General features: G+C 70.5%; 18 protein-coding genes and 1 riboswitch. Of the genes, 5 read left to right on the top strand and 13 right to left on the bottom strand.

Features of this window, described 5'->3' with window-relative positions; genetic code table 11:
• The first annotated feature begins 131 nt into the window (after nucleotides 1-131).
• Nucleotides 132-1373, top strand: coding sequence for a glycosyltransferase 87 family protein (locus OG841_RS33915; protein ID WP_371567912.1), 1242 nt, complete (start codon nucleotides 132-134; stop codon nucleotides 1371-1373).
• Here OG841_RS33915 and OG841_RS33910 read toward each other — a convergent pair.
• Nucleotides 1331-2644 carry an MATE family efflux transporter gene (locus tag OG841_RS33910; protein ID WP_371567908.1) on the bottom strand — a complete coding sequence of 438 codons (1314 nt, stop codon included), beginning with the start codon at nucleotides 2642-2644 and terminating at the stop codon, nucleotides 1331-1333. The two genes, OG841_RS33915 and OG841_RS33910, sit on opposite strands and share 43 nt — an antisense overlap.
• A 90-nt stretch (nucleotides 2645-2734) precedes the next feature.
• Here OG841_RS33910 and OG841_RS33905 point away from each other — a divergent pair, with 90 nt between their 5' ends.
• Nucleotides 2735-3265, top strand: a complete 531-nt coding sequence (locus OG841_RS33905; RefSeq protein WP_326669279.1) for a PadR family transcriptional regulator — start codon at nucleotides 2735-2737, stop codon at nucleotides 3263-3265.
• On the opposite strand, the gene OG841_RS33900 is transcribed toward OG841_RS33905, so the two are convergent.
• From OG841_RS33900 to OG841_RS33880, 5 genes are all read right to left on the bottom strand, one after another.
• Nucleotides 3253-4446, bottom strand: a complete 1194-nt coding sequence (locus tag OG841_RS33900) for a hypothetical protein (RefSeq protein WP_365118338.1) — start codon at nucleotides 4444-4446, stop codon at nucleotides 3253-3255. The two genes, OG841_RS33905 and OG841_RS33900, sit on opposite strands and share 13 nt — an antisense overlap.
• A 33-nt stretch (nucleotides 4447-4479) precedes the next feature.
• Nucleotides 4480-5496, bottom strand: a complete 1017-nt coding sequence (locus tag OG841_RS33895) for a C40 family peptidase (RefSeq protein WP_328637913.1) — start codon at nucleotides 5494-5496, stop codon at nucleotides 4480-4482.
• Between the two features lie 225 nt (nucleotides 5497-5721).
• Nucleotides 5722-6756, bottom strand: coding sequence for a C40 family peptidase (locus OG841_RS33890; protein ID WP_328637914.1), 1035 nt, complete (start codon nucleotides 6754-6756; stop codon nucleotides 5722-5724).
• 209 nt (nucleotides 6757-6965) lie between these two features.
• Nucleotides 6966-8309: an NYN domain-containing protein gene (locus tag OG841_RS33885; RefSeq protein WP_328637915.1), complete on the bottom strand. Its 1344-nt coding sequence runs from the start codon at nucleotides 8307-8309 to the stop codon at nucleotides 6966-6968.
• Between the two features lie 35 nt (nucleotides 8310-8344).
• Nucleotides 8345-8584 carry a hypothetical protein gene (locus tag OG841_RS33880; RefSeq protein ID WP_020137397.1) on the bottom strand — a complete coding sequence of 80 codons (240 nt, stop codon included), beginning with the start codon at nucleotides 8582-8584 and terminating at the stop codon, nucleotides 8345-8347.
• A gap of 171 nt (nucleotides 8585-8755) precedes the next feature.
• On the opposite strand from OG841_RS33880, the gene OG841_RS33875 reads away from it, so the two are divergent.
• Both OG841_RS33875 and OG841_RS33870 read left to right on the top strand, forming a co-directional pair.
• Complete coding sequence (locus tag OG841_RS33875) at nucleotides 8756-9496, top strand: rhomboid family intramembrane serine protease (RefSeq protein WP_365118333.1); 741 nt, start codon at nucleotides 8756-8758, stop codon at nucleotides 9494-9496.
• Entirely contained in the window at nucleotides 9493-9774 is a 282-nt protein-coding gene (locus OG841_RS33870; protein WP_057611794.1) for an Lrp/AsnC family transcriptional regulator, read from the top strand. Before OG841_RS33875 ends, OG841_RS33870 begins: the two co-directional genes overlap by 4 nt.
• Before the next feature lie 168 nt (nucleotides 9775-9942).
• Here OG841_RS33870 and OG841_RS33865 read toward each other — a convergent pair whose 3' ends face one another.
• The 7 genes from OG841_RS33865 to ctaE form a co-directional block, all read right to left on the bottom strand.
• The gene (locus OG841_RS33865; RefSeq protein ID WP_328637917.1) at nucleotides 9943-12105 is read right to left on the bottom strand and encodes a serine/threonine-protein kinase; all 2163 of its coding nucleotides are present in this window, start codon (nucleotides 12103-12105) and stop codon (nucleotides 9943-9945) included.
• Between the two features lie 67 nt (nucleotides 12106-12172).
• Nucleotides 12173-13534, bottom strand: a complete 1362-nt coding sequence (locus tag OG841_RS33860) for an aminotransferase class V-fold PLP-dependent enzyme (RefSeq protein WP_371567899.1) — start codon at nucleotides 13532-13534, stop codon at nucleotides 12173-12175.
• 120 nt (nucleotides 13535-13654) lie between these two features.
• Nucleotides 13655-13771, bottom strand: a riboswitch (SAM riboswitch).
• A gap of 71 nt (nucleotides 13772-13842) precedes the next feature.
• On the bottom strand, nucleotides 13843-14907 hold the full coding sequence (gene trpD / locus OG841_RS33855) for an anthranilate phosphoribosyltransferase (RefSeq protein WP_328637919.1): 1065 nt from the start codon (nucleotides 14905-14907) through the stop codon (nucleotides 13843-13845).
• Nucleotides 14908-15124: 217 nt separating this feature from the next.
• Nucleotides 15125-16768 (bottom strand): cytochrome bc1 complex cytochrome b subunit, encoded by a 1644-nt coding sequence (qcrB, locus tag OG841_RS33850; RefSeq protein ID WP_328637920.1) that lies wholly within the window; start codon nucleotides 16766-16768, stop codon nucleotides 15125-15127.
• Nucleotides 16765-17820 (bottom strand): cytochrome bc1 complex Rieske iron-sulfur subunit, encoded by a 1056-nt coding sequence (qcrA, locus tag OG841_RS33845; protein WP_328637921.1) that lies wholly within the window; start codon nucleotides 17818-17820, stop codon nucleotides 16765-16767. Before qcrA ends, qcrB begins: the two co-directional genes overlap by 4 nt.
• On the bottom strand, nucleotides 17817-18626 hold the full coding sequence (gene qcrC, locus OG841_RS33840) for a cytochrome bc1 complex diheme cytochrome c subunit (protein ID WP_328637922.1): 810 nt from the start codon (nucleotides 18624-18626) through the stop codon (nucleotides 17817-17819). Before qcrC ends, qcrA begins: the two co-directional genes overlap by 4 nt.
• Nucleotides 18627-18686: 60 nt before the next feature.
• Entirely contained in the window at nucleotides 18687-19307 is a 621-nt protein-coding gene (gene ctaE / locus OG841_RS33835; RefSeq protein WP_328637923.1) for an aa3-type cytochrome oxidase subunit III, read from the bottom strand.
• A gap of 145 nt (nucleotides 19308-19452) precedes the next feature.
• Between ctaE and OG841_RS33830 the strand changes: the two genes are divergently transcribed.
• Complete coding sequence (locus tag OG841_RS33830) at nucleotides 19453-19854, top strand: hypothetical protein (RefSeq protein ID WP_328637924.1); 402 nt, start codon at nucleotides 19453-19455, stop codon at nucleotides 19852-19854.

The following is a 19854-nucleotide window of genomic DNA, read 5'->3' as shown; positions in this document are numbered from 1 at the left end:
GCCGCCGACCCTACCGAACCGGCAGCTCACAGCCGGGGACGGCCGCTCTTATGGCACCCTCACAGGAGAGCGGGACATCATGTTCTCCTCAAGCGACCATTTCAGGGCGACGGCGAACGGCGGGGAACCACGTGGAGACGACGGGTGTGCGGCGGTCCCTGACGTGGCTGCTGCTGACCTGGGGCGTGACCAGGCTGTTGCTGCTCCTGTTCGTCTTCAAGGTGTACGTCTTCCCCGGGCCGGACGTCACCAGTGACGTGTCGGTCATCTATCAGGGCTGGTACGACGTCCTGCGCACCGGAACGTTCCCGCAGTCCGACGTGACCTGGCAGTATCCGCCCGCCGCGGCCCTCGCGATCCTCTCCCCCGCGCTGCTGCCCTTCCTGGAGTACACGCAGGCCTTCTTCCTCATGGCCTTCGCCGCGGACCTGGCCGCCCTCCTCCTGCTGCTGTACGCGGGCCTGCGTCCCGGACGGCGGCTGCGGGGAGCCTGGGTGTGGGTGGCGGGCGTACCGCTGCTCGGCCCGACCGTCTACTCCCGCTACGACGTGATGGTGACCGCGGTGGCCGTCGCCGCGGTCCTCGCGGCCGCCCGGCATCCGAAGGTGGCCGGGGCGCTGGTGGGCTTCGGGGCGCTGCTGAAGGTGTGGCCCGCGCTGATCCTCGTGGGGATCCGCAGGCGGAGCGTCTGGACCTCGGCGGCGGTGACGGTCGTGGTGGTGGCCGGACTGTTCTCCGTCGCGATGCCCGGGGCCTTCGCCTTCCTGACCTTCCAGCGGGAGCGGGGCACCGAGGTGGAGTCGCTGGGTTCGCTGGTCTTCCACATCGCCCGGCACCACGGCTGGGACGGCTCGGTCCTGCTCAACTACGGCTCGGTCGAGTTCCTCGGCCCCTGGGTGACCATGGTCAGCACGGCCGCGCTCGCGCTGACCGGCATGGCCTTCGGACTGCTGCTGCTGTGGCGGCTCGCGGCCACCCGGTTCGAGGCGCACACGGCGGCCGACGCGGCGCTGGTGGCGGTGCTGATGTTCACCACCACCAGCCGCGTGATCAGCCCGCAGTACATGGTGTGGCTGGTCGGTCTCGCGGCGGCCTGTCTGTGCTTTCGCGCGAGCCGGATGGGCGTGCCGGCCGTCCTGGTGCTGATGGCGTGCTTCGTGACGGTCCTGGAGTTCCCGATCTGGTTCGCGGACGTCGTCGGGAGCACCCCTCGCGGCATCGTCCTCCTGGTCGCGCGCAACGGCCTGCTGGTCCTCGCCACCGTCATCGGCATGCGCGAGCTGTGGAAGGGGACGGTCCAGAAGCCGGCTCCGGCGGTCCCGGTGCCGGATCAGACCGAGGCTCCCGCCCAGGAGGCCTCCGCCTCCTCCTGAACTCCGGCGCGCGTCCGCCGGAACAGCACCGTCACGACACCGCACTGAAGGGCCATGGCCAGCGCCATCGCCAGGCACACGCCGGGCAGTCCGAAGCCCGTGCAGCCGTATGCCAGCGCCAGCTGGGCCGCCGTGCCGAGCAGCGTCACCCGCAGCAGCACCCGCGCCTGTCCACTGCCCTCGAAGACCCCGCCGAGCGCGATGAAGCACGCCATCAGCAGCAGGTACGGCCCGACGCAGCGCAGGAACAGCACGCCGTCGTGGGCGACTTCGGGTCCCGCGCCGAAGGCGGCCATGATCCAGCGGGCGGTCACGTGGAGCAGCACCGCCGCCACGAGCCCCACCGCGCCGGACACGGCCACCGCCTCCCGCCCGATCACCCGCCGCGCGTCCCGTCCGGAGCCCCGCAGGTGCGCGGTGTGGATGGAGGCGGCCTGCCGCACGGCGTAGAAGGCCATGGTGGCCACGTACATGACCTTGTACGCGATGGAGTAGGCGGCCACCGCCGTCACCCCGAGCCGCGCCACGATCGCCACCAGGACGAGCGCGCCGCCCTGGCGCACGGTGAAGTCGGCGGCCATGGGCAGCCCGGTGGCCAGCGTCGCGCGCAGCGGGACACCGGCAGGGACACCCGGGCACGACCGGAGCAGGGTGTTCCGGCGCAGGGCGAGCAGTCCCACCCCGAGGGTCAGGGCCCGGCACAGCACGGTCGAGGCCGCGGCGCCCGGGACGCCGTACCGGTGGATCAGGAACGGATCGCACACCAGGATCAGCCCGTTCGCGAGGAAGGCGAGCCGCATGGGGGTCCGGGTGTCGCCGGCGCCCTTGAGGATGCCGTCGACGAGTTGCTGGGCGAAGAAGACGGCGATGCCGGGCATCGAGATCGCGAAGTAGGCGGTGGCCAGGGACACGGACCGGCCGCCGTCGAGCACCAGCCGGGCCAGCGGCTCGCGCAGCAGGAAGCCGCCCACGGCGACCACGGGGGTGACCAGCGCCCACAGCGCCATGCCGCCGCGCACGGCCGCCCGCACTCCGCCGGGATCCCGTGCGCCCCGGGCATGCGCCACCAGCACGGTCGTCCCGGAGGCGAAGACGAGCGCGACGCCGAGCAGCACGTTCTCGGCGTTGGTCGCGACGGCCACGGCGGCGACGGCGGGGCCGCCGAGCCGGGAGACCCACACGGTGTTGATGATCCCGGCGGCGACGGAGGCCAGCAGGCCGAGGTAGACGGGGTGGGCGAGCGCGACAAGCTGCTTGCGGTGGCTGTTCATCCAGGAGTCCCCCTCGATACGAGATACCTCGAATAGAGGTAGCTCGATAAGAGGTAGCATGAGGGCACGACCCCCGCAAGGAGGAATGCAGTGCTGGAGCTGTCGATCCTCGGCTTCCTGGCCGAAGAACCCCTGCACGGCTACGAGCTCAAGGAGCGCATCAAGGCGCTCACCGGCCATGTCCGCCCGGTCAGCGACGGCGCGCTCTATCCGGCGATCACGCGTCTCGTCAAGGCGGGCAAGCTCGACGAGCGGGCGGAGCCGGGCGCGAGCGCGGCCCCGCGTCGGACACTGTCGCTGACCGGTCTGGGGCACGAGGAGCTGCTGGAGCGGCTGCGGCACCCCAAACAGGCCGAGATCACCGACCAGGTCCGTTTCAACACCGTCCTCGCGTTCCTGCGGCACCTGCCGGACCGGCGGGAGCAGGCAGCCGTACTGCGCCGGCGGCTGGAGTTCCTCCAGACGCCGGCGAGCTTCTTCTACGACGGCGGCGAACCGGTGCGCGCGGAAGAGACGGACGACCTGTTCCGGCAGGGCATGCTGCGGGTGGCGCGGGCGACCGGCCAGGCCGAGCGGGCGTGGCTGGCGGAGGCCATCGAGCGCCTGGATCAGCCGAGCTGAGCCCGCAGATACTCCCGCCACTCGGCCGTGAACGCCTCCAGGTCGGTGCCGAGGACCTTCGCCATGGCCTCCTCCACCGCCCCCGGCCGCTTCGTGTGCGTGCCCACCGCCCGGTAGAAGGCGCCCAGCTTCGCCTCGCCCCACCGGTCCGCGATCATCCGGCAGGCCATCCAGCCGCTCTCGTAGGACTTGGCGAGCGCGGTCGCGCTGCCGGCGAAACCGAAGTCCGCGTCGGACGGCAGGACCGTCGGCACCCGGCGCTCGGAGACGGCCTCACCCAGCTCCGGTGCGGCCTCGACCGGGGTGCGCCCGGTGCCGCGGTAACCGACCCAGTCGGCGTACCCCTCGGACAGCCACAGCGGGGTCGCGGCGGTGGTGTCGGCGCGGGTGGCGACATGGGTGGTCTCGTGGGTGAGCACGACCTGCCCGCCCACGGTGCCGAGGAGGCCGTACGCGTCGGGATTGACGATGATCCGGTCCGCGGGCGCCTGCGCCGGGGCGCCGGTCTCGCCGGTGGTGACGGCCGCGATCCCGCGGTACGAGGAGGCGGGCGAGCCGAGCAGGCCCCCCATCCCCTCCACGGACCTCGGTACGAGCACGACGACGTGCCGGGACCACTCGGTGCCCCAGGCGTCCGACACGGCGGGTACGGCGTGGTCGGCCAGATCCGCGAAGAAGTGCAGCTTCTCACCGGAATGTCCGACGCCGAGGACCAGGCTGTGCCTTCCGCGGACGACCGTCACCTCGCCCTGGTCCCACAGCTGCTGCGGGGCCTTCTTGGCGGGCTTCTCGTCGGCGACGTACCACTGGCCGGACGCGTCCAGGGAGAGGTCCAGGGTGCGGGCGACGGTGACGGGGGCGCTGTCGTAGCCCTGGACCTGGTAGCGCAGTTCCGCGTCGGCGGTGGCGGTGGAGCCGCTGCGGTGGACGCCGGTGACCTTGTAGGACCAGGAGGCGAGCGGTACCGCGCTGACGTCCTCGAACCAACTCGCGGTGCCCGTCTCGGCGATCGCCGCCTTGTCCCGGTCGAGGACGGCGGCGGCCCTCCGGTCGAGGACGCGCTGCACGTCGGCCTTGGCGGTGTCGGTGGCCGTCGGTCTCCCGCCGCAGGCCACCAGGGAGGCCAGCAGCAGGCACAGCACCACGACACCGTGTTTCGACGCCCGCCCTCGACCAGCCATGTTTCCCGATCGTACGGGTATCGGAGCCGTCGGTCAGGGGCGTGTGACCGTCGCCCCCGGCATCATGCCCACCGGGTCGTAGCGCACCGGGGCGCCGGGATAGGGAGCGTGGACGACCTGACCGTTGCCGACGTACATGCCGACGTGGCTGGCGTCGCCCCGGTAGGTGACCAGGTCGCCGGGCATCGCCTGGGAGAGCGGGACCTGGCGGCCGGCGTAGCGCTGGGCCTGGGACGTGCGGGGCAGGGCGACGCCGGCCCGGGCGTAGGCCCACTGCATCAGACCCGAACAGTCGAAGCCGGTGGGCCCGTTGGCACCCCACACGTACGGCATGCCGATCGCGGACTGCGCTGCGGCCACGGCGGCGGCCGCCCGGCCCGAGGGCGCCACCGCACCCGAGAGGTCGGGCAGCCCGGAGCGGCCGGATCGGGAGGCCCGGTCGTAGGCGGCGCGTTCGTCGGACGGCAGGGAGTTGAGCAGCTCGCGTGCCCTGGCGAGCTTCGTCTCGACGGTCCGCTTGTGGGAGGCGACGGCCTTGCGGCTCTTCTCCAGTTCGTCGAGCTTCCGTGCCGCTTCGCTGCGCTCCTGGGCGAGTTCGCGCATGGCCTCCTGGAGGTCCTTGAGCTCACCCGCCTGGTGGGCGCTGATCCGGTCGAGGACGGCGGCCTTGTCGAGGTACTCGTCCGGGTCGTCGGAGAACAGCAGCGCGAGGGACGGGTCGAGGCCGCCGGAGCGGTACTGGGCGCCGGCCAGCGAACCGAGCGCCTCCCGCATGGAGTTGATGCGCTCCTGCTGCCGCGCGATCCCGTCCTGCGCGGTTCCGACCTCCTCGCGCAGCGAGTCGGCGCGCTCGTCGGCCTTGTTGTAGGCCTCGGTGGCGTGCTCGGCCTCCTCGTAGAGACGGTCCACCTCGGCCCGGGTGCCGTCGGACGGGGCGGCGACGGCCGGTACGGCGCCGAGCGCGGCGGCCGCCGCGGACAGCACGGACAGGGCGGCACCGGCGCCCCGGTTGAACCCGGACGTCTGGACAAGGCGGCGATGGGACCCCACGGGAAGCCGCGCTCCTTCCACTGACGGACAGAGACGTTCCCCGGCGAAGGGGAAACGCGGCCGACAGTAGCCCCGCGGCGGGGGAGTATCCAACGACCTCCGGGGGCACACAACGTGACACCCCGCCTAGGACGCAGGTCATGGGCGGGGTGTGCAGTCAGGTGCGCTTGTCGCGATTCGCCCGAACGGGCGGCGAGTCGTCGCGATCTTGGGCGGTCGGGAGGCTCAGATCCGTACGCCGAACTGGAACGGCATGTTGTTGATCGACTCGTAGCGCACGACCGTGCCGGTGCGCGGGGCGTGGATGACCTGGCCGTTGCCCGCGTACAGGGCGACGTGGTGCAGGTCGCCGTAGAAGATGACCAGGTCGCCGACCTTGAGGTCGCTCATGCTGTAGATGCGCGTGCCGGCGTTGGCCTGGGCCTGCGAGGTGCGCGGGATGGTGATGCCGGCCTGCGCGTAGGCCCAGGAGGTCAGGCCCGAGCAGTCGTAGGAGGCGGTGCCGGTGGCGCCGTAGACGTACGGCTTGCCGAGCTGGGTCTGGGCGGCGTTGAAGGCCGCCTGGGCCCGCGCGGAGGACGCGGGGGCGTCACCGAGGTCCACGCGCTCGCTCGCGGAGCGGCTGGCGCGGGCGTCGGCGGCGGCGAGGGCGGCCTTCTCGGCGGCCGTCAGCGAGTTGAGGAGCTTCTGCGCCTCGGCGAGCTTGCCCTGAACGGCCTTCTTCTGCTTGGCCAGTTCGGTGCGGGTGCTCGAGAGGTCCTTGAGCTTCTCGGAGGCCTCGGCGCGGTCCTGGGCCAGCTCGCGCTGCTTCTCCTGGATCTTCTTCAGCGCCTCGACCTGCTGGGAGCTGAGCTGGTCCGCGGTGGACGCCTGGTCCAGGTAGTCCTCCGGGTTGGAGGACAGGAAGAGCTGGAGCGAGGAGTCGATCGTGCCGCTGCGGTACTGCGCGGCGGCCGCGAGGCCTATGGAGTCCCGCAGTTCGTTCAGGTCGTCCTGGCCGCGGGCCACGTTGTCCTGGATGGTGGAGATCTCCTTCTGGAGCTTCTCCTGCTTCTCCTTGGCGCCGTTGAGCTTCTCGGTGGCCTGCTCGGCCTGCTCGTAGAGGGCGTCGACCTTCGCCTTGACCTCGTCCTTGCTCGGCTTCTCGCTCGGCGCGGCGTTGGCGGCATTGGCACTGAGGGCCACGGCGGCAGCCGCTGCGGTCGTGAGCACGGTTACGCGCGTACGGCTCGGCTGCTTGGGTCGACGGTGGGACGCCACGGAGGTGAACTCCTTCTTTTGAGTGATCACCCGCTCGGAGGTTCGAGCCCAGACCCTAGTGACCTTCCCGTGATCAGTTCAAATCCTCAGGAGCAAAATCTCGTCACGCCCTGCATTCTTTGCACATAACTCACATGCAGTGAGGCCAACTTGACGCTACGTTGCGTGACGATACGGCTAATTCGGTCATTCAACCTGGACTTTGATGTTTAGGACAGTCGCTTCAGAAGCATCGCGGAAGCGACCGGCCGCGCCCCCGCCTTGGCGATGCCGTCGGCGACCTCGCGGTCGGTCGAGGCGACGATCACCGGCCTCCCCGGCGGCTCGGCGCGCACGAGCTGGCGGATCAATTCGTCGGCGGTGACGCCCGCCTTGGAGAACAGCACCCGCACCCCGCGCGGCGGCGCGAGCAGCACGGGCGCGGCCAGCTCGGCCCCGTCGAAGACACAGGTCACCTCCGCCCCCGTCTGCGCGGCGAGCTGGGAGAGCTGCCCGAGGAGCCTCAGGCGCTGCTTCTCCAGCGGCATCTGGGGATAGCCGGTCTTGGTGACGTTGTATCCGTCGACCACCAAGTGCGCCTGGGGCAGGGCCAGAAGCTGGTCCAGGATCGCGGGGTCGTTCTCGGACAGCGCACGCGCGGCGATGTCCTTCGGGGTCATGCGGCCCGGTTCGACCGCGTCCACCGTCTCGGCGGGCCGCACGGAGACCGGCGGCAACGCCAGCTCCCGCCGCAGCCCCTGGGCCGCGTCCAGAACGGTGTCCAGAAGCAGACGCACGCGCATGTCCTCGACACTGCGCCCCTCCCGCGCCGCTCTGCGCGTGGCCTCCAGAGCGGCCTCCGACTCCCCGAGGCGTGCCTTCAGGCGCCGGGACTCGCTCTCGGCGGCGGACACCTGGGCCTGCCCCTCGGTGCGTACGGTCTCCATCTCGCCCTGCAGCTTGCGCAGGGCCGCCTCACCGCGCTTGACGTCACTGTGTGCCGCGCGCAGCTTTCGGTGCAGCGATTCGGTTTCCTTCTTGGCGGACTCCAGCTCGGTGCGCAGCCGCTCGGTCTCGGCGCGCGTCTGGTCGCGGGCGGCCGCGAGCTCCTCGCGCAGCCGCTCCAGCTCGGCGCGGCTCTCCTCGTCGGCCCGCTCGGCGTCCGCCCGCAGGGCCTCCTCGCCGGCCGCGGTGACCAGCTTGACCCAGCCGGTCGGCCGCAGAACATAGGCCGCGGCCGCCACATCGAGCGGATCCGCGGCCGGGGGCGGCGCACCGGAGTCGAGGGCACCGGCCAGCTCCGGCTGGGCCTCTCTGAACTTCTCCCCGATCCGCTGGCGGAACAGCGGATCGGTCTCCAGCGCGGCCGCCATGGCGTTGCCCGCGAACTTGGCCCGCCGGTTCGGCGCGAAGCGCGCGTACTGTCTGAGCTGTGCGGGCAGTTCGCCGACGGTCAGCCCGCCGAAGCCCTCCGAGACGATGTGTACGACCCTGCGCCGCACACCGTCGGGCAGCGGACGGTCGAGCACCTCGGCGGCGCCGTCGCCCGGCTCCCCGCCTTGTGTCTCCACCATCCGTCACACCCCATCACTGTGCGGGGCCGGCTCTCTCAGGAGTCGGCGCCCGGCCTGTCCACGAGTTCCACCTGGTCCACGGCGTTGCACCAGCGGCACCGCACCGACTCGATGGTCTCACTGACCACCTCGCGCTCCTCGACCTTCGGCTCTCCGGCCAGGTCGAGGTGGACGTACTCGACGACCTTCGACGAGCGGGTCACGTCGAAGCGCGTGAGGTTGCCGCAGAGGGTGCAGCGCCACCGCGTCGAGGCGGTCGGGAGGGGAACCGTCATCGTGACTGTGCTCTTTCCTACTAGCCATTGTCCGTGACACACCGGCGGCCCGGTGCGTGTGGCTCGTAACCCTAAGGCCTGGCGGGTACTCGCCGCTCGGGCGTCCACAGGGCCTGCCCGACGGCGAGGCGGTCTGTGCTGTTGCGTCCCGTTACGCCATGCTCTGTGTTCGTGATCAGTAACTGGAGGGTGACGGTCGGTGGAGCTGGAAGGTCGCTGTGGGGGCCGGCACCGGTCACCTACGGCCTGATCGCCCTGTGCTGTCTGGTCTTCGTGGTCGGCCCCGCCTCGGGCCTCGATCCGGCGTACGGCTCCGGGGACGCGGCCCTGGCCGCTCAGCGGGCCTACTTCCACCGCTGGGGCGTGGTTCCCGCCGAGCTCTTCGCGGACTCCCCCGGTGCCGCCCTGACCCCGGCGACCGCGCTGTTCGTGCACGGCAGCTGGGTGCATCTGCTGGGCAACATGCTCTTCCTCTACGTGTTCGGGGTGATGACCGAGGAACGGATGGGCCGGGTGCAGTTCCTCCTCTTCTACGTCGGCTCCGGCTACCTCGCCCTGCTGGGCTACGCGGCCGCCAACGCCGACTCCGGGCAGTCCCTGGTCGGTGCCTCGGGGGCGATCTCGGCGGTCCTCGGCGCGTTCCTGTTCCTGTTCCCCGGTGCCCGGGTGACCAGTCTCCTGCCGTTCCTCTTCTTCCTCCCGCTGCGCTTCCCGGCCTGGGTCGTCCTCCCCTTCTGGGCGGCGCTGCAGTGGCTGGCGGCGGGCCGCGCCTCCGAGGGCCCCGGGGTCGCCTATCTGGCCCACCTGGTGGGCTTCGGCCTGGGCCTGGTCTTCGCGTGGGTGCGCTTCGGCCGTACCACTAGAGTGAAGTCCGCCCCAGCTCCGTCCCCCGAGGGAGAGAACCAGCCGTGATCACCGCGATCGTCCTCATCAAGACCAGCGTGGACCGGATCCCCGAGATCGCGGAGCGGATCGCCGCGCTGGAGTCCGTGAGCGAGGTCTTCTCCGTCACGGGCACGTACGACCTGATCGCCATGGTCCGGGTCAAGCAGCACGAGGACCTCGCCGAGGTCATCCCCGGCAGCATCAGCAAGATCCCGGGCGTGGAGGGAACGGACACGCATGTGGCGTTCCGGACCTACTCCCAGCACGACCTGGAGGCCGCGTTCGCGATCGGCCTCGACGGCTAGTGCCTCGGCAGGCAACGTTTGCCCGTTGAGGAGCGGCGTCCGGTGCGTGCTCTCGGCGTGCCGGCCGGAAGTCCTCGTACTGGATGTACTTGGGCTTTCGGCCGGTGCGGCGAGAGGGCGTGCCGGGCGGCGCGACGGGGCGAACGTTGCCTGCCGAGGCACTAGACCCTAGGAGTCGAGCGCGAGCACGGTGATGCCGTCGGCGGTCGCGACGTACACGCGGCCGCTCCGGACGACCGGCGACTGGGTGCCGACGGAGGCGCCGCCCTCGACGCGCTTCTGCCAGATCTGCTTGCCCTTGCGGTTGAGGCCGTAGAGCGTCGAACCATGGCGTACGTAGAGGGTGTCGCCGAAGACGGTCGGGTTGCTGTACTGGGTTCCGTCGTCGGTGAACTGGAAGGACCACGCCGTCGATCCGTCGGCGGGGTGCAGGGCGACGAGTTCGTAGTCGGAGGCGGTGACGCCCAGGCCGCCGAAGGGCACGCAGGTGAAGTAGCGGCTGCCGTCCACCTTGTCGTTGGTCGAGTTCCACAGCGGCTTGCCCTTGCGGCCGATGCCGTGCAGCATCTGCTCGCCGCCCGATCCGACCACCAGGGTGTCGCCGACCAGCGCGGGCCGCCCGGTGTCGAGGCCGGCCGCCGTCGCCCAGAGCCGCTTGCCGGTCTTCGCGTCCAGCGCCTGCACCTGGTCCCCGAACGTGCCGACGTAGACCACCCCGTCCGCCACCATGGGCTCACCGGTGGGTGCCGGCCCGGTCGGCGCGCTCCAGCGCACGCTGCCGTCGGGGGCGTAGGCCCGGACCCCGCCCGCGTCCGAGCCGTTGCCGTAGGACACCAGGATCAGTTGCCCCGCGGTGACCAGGAACTGGCTGTTCGCGGCGAACGCCCTGGTCCAGCGGACCTTGCCGCCCCGGCCGAGCGCGCACAGCTTGGAGGCGCCCTCCTGGTCGTCCTCCAGCAGGCAGTACACGCCCTGGGCGGTGGCGAGCGGGGACATGGCCTCGCCGCCCAGTGCGGTGTGCCAGACGGTCCGCCCGCCCAGGTCCAGCGCGTGCAGCGAGCCGTCCGCGCCGCCGACGTACACCCGCGTGCCGTCGGGCGAGAGGGCGGCGCAGGGGCCGCGACGCCCGCCGAGCCCCTGGACCTTGTACTGCCAGCCCGTCGCGGGCGTGCCCGTCGCGGAGCCCGCACCGGTCGCCCCGGCCACCGTCTCACCCGTCGCGGATCCGTCCGAGGAGTCCCGCAGCCACAGCCACCCGCCCACACCGCCGGCCGCCACGACCCCGGCACCGCCGACCGCGGCCCGCAGCAGCCGACGCCGGGACGGCGGAGCGGGATTCGGTGAGACATGGGTGGCCGCGGGGACGTCCGTGACGGTCACGGGGGCCACGTACTCGACCCGGCTCTCCCGCTCCCCCGAGTCGTGAGCGGGAACCCAGCGCGCACCGCTCTGCGCGGCCTCGGGCTCCTTCGCGGCACCGGGGCCGTACCACCCCGCCCGCAGTCCCTCGCGCAGCGATCCCGCGGTGTGCCCCGCGGCCGCGACCAGCTCCGTGGGCGTCGGCCGCGCGCCGGGGTCGTCCCGCAGACACGCCTCCACCAGCGGCAGCTGTTCCTCAGGTACGGCGGACAGGTCGACGTCCCCGGTCAGGATCCGCAGCAGAACGACCGAATCCTGCCCCTCGCCGAACGGTTCCTTGCCGCCGGAGGCGTACGCGAGGACCGCGCCCAGGGAGAAGACGTCACTGGCCGGCACCACCTGGGCGCCGTTGCGGATCTGCTCGGGCGAGAGATAGCCGACCGATCCGACGACCACACCGGTCCGGGTCAGTGCCGTGCCCTCCAGAGCCCTGACGATCCCGAAGTCGATGACCCGGGGCCCGTCCGGCGAGAGCAGGATGTTGGAGGGCTTGAGGTCCCGGTGCACCAGCCCCTTGGCGTGGATCGCGGCGAGCGCCTCGGCGAGCGCGGCCGCCAGCAGCCGTACCGCGTCCGCGGGCAGCGGCCCCCGGTCGAGCACCGCGTCCCGCAGGTTGGGCCCCGCCACGAACTCGGTCGCCATCCACGGCCGCGCGGCCTCGGTGTCCGCGTCCACGACCCGCGCGGTGTACGTGCCCGCCCCGCCGACGGTCTGCGCGGCCCGCACCTCGTGCCGGAACCGGGCACGGAAGGTGCGGTCCTCGGCGTGCTCGGCCCGTACGACCTTCACGGCCAGTCGCAGCCCGCCCCGCGCCTCGGCGAGATACACCTCGCCCATGCCGCCGGACCCGAGTCTGCCCAGGACCTCGTAGGGCCCGATGGTCCGCGGGTCCGTCTCGCGCAGCTCCTGCACCCCGTGCTCCCCCTGCTTTCCGTACGGCTGCTGAGGGGGAGCGTATACGCGCGCCGGACGTCAGAAGTCAGACGGCCGGGACGCAGCGGCCGTCCTCGGTGCGGTACGTCCACTTCGCACCGTCCGCGACCAGTTCCTTCACGGCCTTCACGAACCGCTCCACGTGCTCGTCCGGTGTGCCCGCGCCGAAGCTCACCCGGATCGCGTTGAGGGACTTCTCGCCGGGCGCGGCCTCGGGGGCGCCGCACTCGCCCTGGGACTGCGGGTCGCTGCCGAGGAGGGTGCGGACGAGGGGGTGGGCGCAGAAGAGGCCGTCGCGGACTCCGATGCCGTACTCGGCGGAGAGGGCCGCGGCGAAGTGGGAGCTGTTCCAGCCCTCGACGACGAAGGAGATCACGCCGACGCGGGGGGCGTCGTCACCGAAGAGGGAGAGGACGCGGACCTCGGGGACCTCGGCGAGGCCCGCCCTCACCTTCTCGATCAGGTGCTGCTCGCGGGCGACCAGCGTGTCGAAGCCGGCCTCGGTGAGGGCCCGGCAGGCGGAGGCGATGGAGTAGGCGCCGATGACGTTCGGCGAGCCGGCCTCGTGGCGGGCGGCGCTCTCGTGCCACTCCACGTCCACTCCCCCGTCCTCGCGCCGCGTGACCTTGCGGCTGGCGCCGCCGCCCGCGAGGTAGGGGTCGGCGGCCCGGAGCCAGTCCGCGCGGCCGGCCAGGACACCCGAGCCGAAGGGGGCGTAGAGCTTGTGGCCGGAGAAGGCGACCCAGTCGACATCGAGGTCACGGACGCTCAACGGGTGGTGCGGGGCCAGCTGGGCCGCGTCGAGCACGATGCGGGCGCCGTGGGAGTGAGCGGCTGCCGCAAGCTCCCGTACGGGCCACAGCTCACCGGTGACGTTGGAGGCGCCGGTGACGCACACCAGGGCCGGGCCCTGGGGGTCGCGGTCGGCGAGGGCCTTCTCCAGCGTCTCCACGGCCTGCCGCGGGGTGCGCGGGGCGTCGAGGTAGGTGACCCGGGCGTCCTTCCACGGCAGCAGCGAGGCGTGGTGCTCGGTCTCGAAGACGAAGACCTGGCAGTCGGCGGGGAGCGCGGCGGCGAGGAGGTTGAGCGAGTCGGTGGTCGACCGGGTGAAGACCAGCTGGTCGTCGTCCCGGCAGTCGAGGAACTCGGTGACGGTCCTGCGGGCGTTCTCGAACAGGTCGGTCGACAGCTGCGAGAGGTAACCGGCACCGCGGTGCACGCTGCCGTAGTAGGGCGCGTAGGCCGCCACGTCGTCCCAGACGCGCTGGAGGGCGGGGGCGCTGGCCGCGTAGTCGAGGGCCGCGTAGGTGACCTCGCCGCCCGTGACGAGCGGGACGGTGACATCCCGGCCCAGAACGGGCAGATGGTCACAAATGGTCCGGGCGGGGGCAACGGTGGAGACAGACATGGGGGACTCCCGTGAAAAGAAAGGTGAGATGGGTGTGCGGAGGCGGGGCTCGGCGCCCTATCGCATTCGCTTGCTCACGGAAGACTCCCTCGAATGACCAGGACCCCTGGTTTCGAGAGGGGCCCGCGCTTGCCGTAGACCTCGCTGCCTACGGCCTGGTCTTCACCCGGGGCACCCCGCCACGGACGGAGGGTTGCCGGACAGTCGGCCGGGGCCTCATGACTGTCACTCATGACCTGGTACAGGAACGTACGTGAAGTGATCGCGGTCCCGCAACCCGTGTCCGGATGACGGGACCGCGCTGCCCGCTACGCGTTGCTCGCGGCCACCCAGCGATCCAGCGTGCGCCTGGCGGACCCGGAGTCGATCGACTCGGCGGCCTTGGTCATGGCGGCGCCGATCTGCTCGGCCAGCGTCCCCGACCCCGGGTCCAGCGCCACCAGCGCCGCCGCCGAGTTCAGCAGTACGGCGTCCCGGACGGGGCCCGTCTCGCCGTCCAGGAGCCGCCGCGCGACCTCCGCGTTGTACGACGGATCCGCGCCCCGCAGTGCCTCCACCGGGACCAGCTCGAGGCCGACGTGCCGCGGATCGAAGCTCTCCTCGGTGACCTTGCCGTCGCGCACGACCCACACCCGGGACGTGGACGTCGTGGTCAGCTCGTCGAAGCCGTCGTCGCCGCGGAAGACGAGGGAGGAGTTGCCCCGCTCGGCCAGGACGCCGGCGATGAGCGGTGCCAGGCGGGGGTCGGCGACGCCCACGGCCTGCGCCTTCACCTTGGCCGGGTTGGTCAGCGGACCGAGCGCGTTGAAGGTGGTCCGGATCCCCAACTGCCCTCGCGCTGCGGCCACATGACGCAGCGCCGGATGGAACTTGATCGCGAAGCAGAAGGTGATCCCGGCCTCCTCGGCGACCTCGGCCACCCGCTTCGGCGTCAGCTCCAGATTGACGCCGAGCTTCTCCAGGACGTCCGAGGCGCCGGACGCGGAGGAGGCGGCCCGATTGCCGTGCTTGACGACCTTCGCGCCGGTGCCGGCGATGACGATCGCCGACATCGTGGAGATGTTCACCGTCTTCGCGCCGTCGCCGCCCGTGCCGACGATGTCGACGGTCCGGCCCGGCACCTCGATGACGTTCGCGTGCTCGTACATCGTCCGGACCAGCCCGGTGATCTCCTGGACGGTCTCGCCCTTGGCGCGCAGCGCCACCGCGAACCCGGCGATCTGCGCGTCCGTGGCCTCGCCGCGCATGATCAGGTCCATCGCCCACGCGGTGTCGTCGGCGGACAGGTCACGGCCCTCCAGCAGGCCGTTGAGCAGAGCGGGCCAGGAACGGCCCGCCGCGGTGTCGCCTCCAGCGGGGGTCACAGCGCTCATGGGGCCGCTCCAGATGTCGTAGAACAATGTGCTCCCACCCTATCCAGCCCGGGGCACGGCAAAGGGCCCCGTCCGGCGTTCGGACGGGGCCCACGGTCTCCTCCCCCTCCCAACCGCGTGTACCGGACTTCGCCCCACCTCCGCCGCTCAGCGCATGGCAAAGGGCCCGTCCAGTGTGTCGGACGGGCCCTTCTACCGCGCGTGGCGAGCGCAGCGATCAGTGGTGGCCGTGGCCGCTCGTGATCTCCTTGTACTCCTCGACGGTGGGCTTGGGGATCTGGGACTCCTCGCCGTAGTACGCCTCGCTCAGCTTGGCGCGCAGCTTCTGGGAGCCCTTCACCTTGCGCTCGACGCCGTTCTCGTCGACCGTGGCACCGATCGCGGCCGGCTCGTACTGGTCGTGCGCCGTGAGCGTGTGCAGCTGCTCCTGGCTGAGCGGCTCGTGCACCTCGATGAACTCACCGTGCGGCAGGCGCTTGATGATGCCGGACTCGCGGCCGTGCAGCACCTTGTCCTTGTCGCGGCGCTGGAGGCCGAGGCAGATCCGCTTGGTGGCGATGAACGCGAGGACCGGGGCGACGAAGAACGCGACCCGGACGAACCAGGTGATGGCGTTGATCGACAGGTGGAAGTGGGTGGCCCAGAGGTCGTTTCCACCACCGATCAGCAGCACCATGTACCAGGTGATCCACGCGACGCCGAAGGCGGTACGCGTCGGCGCGTTGCGCGGGCGGTCCAGGATGTGGTGCTCGCGCTTGTCGCCGGTGACCCAGGACTCGATGAACGGGTAGACCGCGATCGCGACCAGGACCAGCGGGAAGATCACCAGCGGGATGAACACGCCCAGGACGAGCGTGTGGCCCCAGAAGTTGATCTCCCAGCCCGGCATGACACGGATCAGGCCCTCGGAGAAGCCCATGTACCAGTCCGGCTGGGCGCCCGTGGACACCTGGTCGGGACGGTAGGGGCCCATCGACCAGATCGGGTTGATCGAGGCGATCGCCGCGATGGCCGCGATGACACCGAAGACCAGGAAGAAGAAGCCTCCGGCCTTGGCCATGTAGACCGGCAGCAGCGGCATGCCGACGACGTTGTTGTTCGTCTTTCCGGGGCCCGCGAACTGCGTGTGCTTGTGGTAGAAGACCAGGATCAGGTGGCCGACGACCAGGCCGAGCATGATGCCCGGCAGCAGCAGCACGTGGATCGAGTAGAAGCGGGCCACGAAGTCGCCGCCCGGGAACTCACCGCCGAAGAGGAAGAACGACAGGTACGTGCCGACGATCGGCACGGACAGGATCGCGCCCTCCATGAAGCGGACACCGGTGCCGGAGAGCAGGTCGTCCGGGAGCGAGTAGCCGGTGAAGCCGGTGAACATGCCCAGGACGAACAGCAGGAAGCCGAACAGCCAGTTGACCTCACGCGGCTTGCGGAACGCGCCCGTGAAGAACACGCGCATCATGTGCACGAACATGCCGGCGAGGAAGATCAGCGCCGCCCAGTGGTGGATCTGCCGGATCAGCAGACCACCGCGCACCTCGAAGGAGATGTGCATGGTCGAGTTGAACGCCTCGGACATCAGCTGGCCCTGCAGCGGGACGTAGCTGCCGTGGTACTCCACCTCGTTCATCGACGGGTGGAAGAACAGCGTCAGGTACACACCCGTGAGGATGATGATGATGAAGCTGTAGAGGCAGACCTCGCCCAACATGAACGACCAGTGGTCGGGGAAGATCTTGCGCATGTTGGACTTGGCCAGGGAGTAGATCCCCAGCCGGCCGTCCGCCCAGTCGGCGACGCGCTCGCCCGCCGGGGCCTTGTCGCGCCGCGCCCCGTTGGCCGCGGTGCTCTCGTTTGTGCTCATCCGCGCTCCCAGAATGCAGGACCGACAGGCTCGTCGAAGTCGCCGAGCGCTTCGAGGTAACCCTGGTCGTTCACGCCGATGCGCAGTTGCGGCAGGGCGTGACCGGCGGGGCCGAAGATCACCCGGGCACCGTCGGAGAGGTCGAAGGTGGACTGGTGGCAGGGGCAGAGCACGTGGTGCGTCTGCTGCTCGTACAGGGAGATCGGGCAACCCACGTGGGTGCAGATCTTCGAGTACGCGACGATCCCCTCGTGCGACCACTCGAGCTCGCGCTTGTCCTTGATGTTGTCCGGCTGGATGCGGACGATCATCAGGGCGGCCTTGGCGATCTCGGTCTGGAACTCCTCGTCGTGCTCCTCCAGGCCCTCGGGCTTGGCGAAGGTCAGCGAGCCGACCGCCACGTCCTCGGGACGCAGCGGCTCGTTGGTGTTCATGTTGACGAGCTGGAGGCCCTTGCGCCACATGGTGTGGCGGAGCTTGGTGCCGGGCAGCGGGCCGAGGTCGCGCAGCAGCATGACGCCGGAGAGCGGGAACAGGGCGAGCGCGCCGAACATCGTGTTGCGGATCAGCTTGCGCCGGCCGAGCGCCGACTCCTTGGCGCCCTGCTTGAAGTCCGCGTGGACCTTCGCGCGGACCTCGGGGGACGCCTCGATCGGGTGGCGCTCGTCGGCGATCTCCTCGTCGGACATCAGGGTGCGGGCCCAGTGGACCGCACCCGCGCCGATCGAGAAGAGGGCGAGACCGAGGGTCAGGCCCAGCGCGAAGTTCAGCGCGTTGATGTGCCCGATCGGGAAGACGAAGATCGACTTGTCGTGGGGGATGCCCACGTACGAGGCGATGAACCCGACGGTGGCCAGCATCGACACCGTGAACAGCATGGCCACCGTGCGCTCGGACCGCCTGGCGGCCCGCTCGTCGATGTCCTGCACCCGGTGCTCGTGGGGCGGGAGGCCGGGGTCCGCGAAGGGGTTCTTCTCGTCCGCGACGCCTACCGCGCCGTGCGCGTCCTGCTCTGCGGGCAGGTTCTCTTCTGGAATGTCTTGGCTACTCATGACTTCTTGGCCTTTGCGGTCCGAGCGGCGACCCAGACGGCGACCGCGATCAGCGCGCCGAGGCCGAAGATCCAGGCGAACAGGCCTTCGGAGACCGGGCCGAGACCGCCCAGCTCAAGGCCGCCGGGGCTCACGGTGTCGTCGCCGTTGACCGCGTTCAGGTACGCGATGATGTCCTTCTTGTTCTGCTCCGACAGCGTGGTGTCGGGGAACGACGGCATGTTCTGCGGGCCGGTCTGCATGGCCTCGTAGATGTGCTTCGGATCGACGCCCTCGAGGCTCGGCGCGAACTTGCCGTGCGTCAGCGCGCCGCCCTTGCCGGTGAAGTTGTGGCACTGCGTGCAGTTGTCACGGAACAGCTCGCCGCCCTTGGCGATGTCGGCACCGTCGGGGCCGTACTGCGCCTTGGTCGGGATGTTCGGACCCGCGCCCAGCGAGGAGACGAACGCGGCCAGCTGGTCGATCTCGGCCTGCGTGTAGATGACCTTCTTGCGCGGAACCTGCGCGCCCGGCTGCTGGGCCGGCATACGGCCGGTGCCGACCTGGAAGTCGACGGCCGCGGCGCCCACGCCCACGAGGCTCGGACCGTCGGAGGACCCCTGACCGCCGGCGCCGTGGCAACTGGCGCAGCCTACGGCGAAGAGCTTCTTGCCCTCGTCGATGGCCAGGGACTGGGCGGTTTCATCTGCCTGCGCCTTGCTCGCGGGTGCGAACACGGCGTACAGCCCCCCGGTGCATGCCAGCGCGAGGAGTAGGACGACGAGCGCCGCCAGCGGGTGGCGTCGTCGTGCGGAGAGCTTTTTCACGGATTACCCCGGTGTCAGGATCTTCTGCGTCGATGCTTGCGATGTCGGGAGCGGGCCCGGCTACTTGATCAGATAGATCGTGGCGAAGAGGCCGATCCAGACGACGTCGACGAAGTGCCAGTAGTAGGACACGACGATCGCGGCGGTCGCCTGCTCGTGGGTGAACCTCTTGGCCGCGTAGGTACGTCCGAGAACGAACAGGAAGGCGATGAGGCCGCCCGTCACGTGCATACCGTGGAAGCCGGTGGTCAGGTAGAACACCGAGCCGTACGGGTCGGAGGACAGGGAGATCCCGTCCTTCTTCACCAGCTCCGTGTACTCGTAGATCTGACCGCCGATGAAGATCGCACCCATGATGAAGGTGATGATGAACCAGCCCCGGAGCTTCTTCACGTCACCGCGCTCGGCGGCGAAGACGCCGAGCTGGCAGGTGAGGGAGGAGAGCACCAGGATCGTGGTGTTCGTCGCCGAGAACGGAACGTTCAGGGCGTGCGCCATCTCCTTCCAGTGATCAGGACCCGTCACCGATCGCAGGGTGAAGTACATCGCGAAGAGGGCCGCGAAGAACATCAGCTCGGAACTCAGCCAGATGATGGTTCCGACGCTGGTGAGGTTCGGCCGGTTGACCGACGGGTGCGCGTGCCCGGTTTCTACTGTCGTTGCTGTCGCCACGACCGACATTATGTCGGTCGCTTATCCCGCCCTCACCCCGGGGGGTGCCGTTCGGAGTGTCTCCCTGCTCCAGACCGGTGTTGACGTGGTGTTCAAGGGAGTAGCATCCGGCCCAACGGGCCTGTCCTTACGACGCTGACGTCACGGAGGAACAATGCAGCCGACCGCCACGGTGCTGGTCTACAGCGACGATTCCAACACCCGCGAGCAGGTACGGCTCGCCGCGGGCCGTCGACCGGCTCCCGACGTCCCGTTGGTCGAGTTCCTGGAGTGCGCCACGCCTGCGGCGGTGCTGAAGGAGCTGGACAAGGGCGGGATCGACGTCTGTGTGCTGGACGGGGAGGCCGTGCCGATGGGCGGCATGGGGCTCTGCCGGCAGATCAAGGACGAGGTGTTCAACTGCCCGCCGGTGCTGTTGCTGATCGGGCGGCCGCAGGACGCGTGGCTGGCCACGTGGAGCCGGGCGGAGGCCGCGGTGACCCATCCGGTGGATCCGGTGGAGTTCGCCTCGGCGCTGGCTTCCCTGCTGCGGGACCGCAAGGCCTTGAACGCCTGA

This window comes from Streptomyces canus, assembly GCF_041435015.1.
In the GTDB taxonomy this organism is placed as follows: Bacteria; Actinomycetota; Actinomycetes; order Streptomycetales; family Streptomycetaceae; genus Streptomyces; species Streptomyces canus_G.
The sequence above is the reverse complement of the archived record's forward strand: the minus strand, read 5'-3'. Positions and strand labels throughout refer to the sequence as shown.

Excerpts from the sequence above, each read along its gene's own strand:
- OG841_RS33910 (WP_371567908.1), bottom strand. The coding sequence starts at position 2,644 with ATGAACAGCCACCGCAAGCAGCTTGTCGCGCTCGCCCACCCCGTCTAC.
- OG841_RS33900 (WP_365118338.1), bottom strand. The coding sequence starts at position 4,446 with ATGGCTGGTCGAGGGCGGGCGTCGAAACACGGTGTCGTGGTGCTGTGC.
- OG841_RS33830 (WP_328637924.1), top strand. The coding sequence starts at position 19,453 with ATGCAGCCGACCGCCACGGTGCTGGTCTACAGCGACGATTCCAACACC.
- OG841_RS33860 (WP_371567899.1), bottom strand. The coding sequence starts at position 13,534 with ATGTCTGTCTCCACCGTTGCCCCCGCCCGGACCATTTGTGACCATCTG.
- trpD (WP_328637919.1), bottom strand. The coding sequence starts at position 14,907 with ATGAGCGCTGTGACCCCCGCTGGAGGCGACACCGCGGCGGGCCGTTCC.
- OG841_RS33880 (WP_020137397.1), bottom strand. The coding sequence starts at position 8,584 with ATGACGGTTCCCCTCCCGACCGCCTCGACGCGGTGGCGCTGCACCCTC.
- qcrB (WP_328637920.1), bottom strand. The coding sequence starts at position 16,768 with ATGAGCACAAACGAGAGCACCGCGGCCAACGGGGCGCGGCGCGACAAG.
- OG841_RS33885 (WP_328637915.1), bottom strand. The coding sequence starts at position 8,309 with ATGGTGGAGACACAAGGCGGGGAGCCGGGCGACGGCGCCGCCGAGGTG.
- qcrA (WP_328637921.1), bottom strand. The coding sequence starts at position 17,820 with ATGAGTAGCCAAGACATTCCAGAAGAGAACCTGCCCGCAGAGCAGGAC.
- ctaE (WP_328637923.1), bottom strand. The coding sequence starts at position 19,307 with ATGTCGGTCGTGGCGACAGCAACGACAGTAGAAACCGGGCACGCGCAC.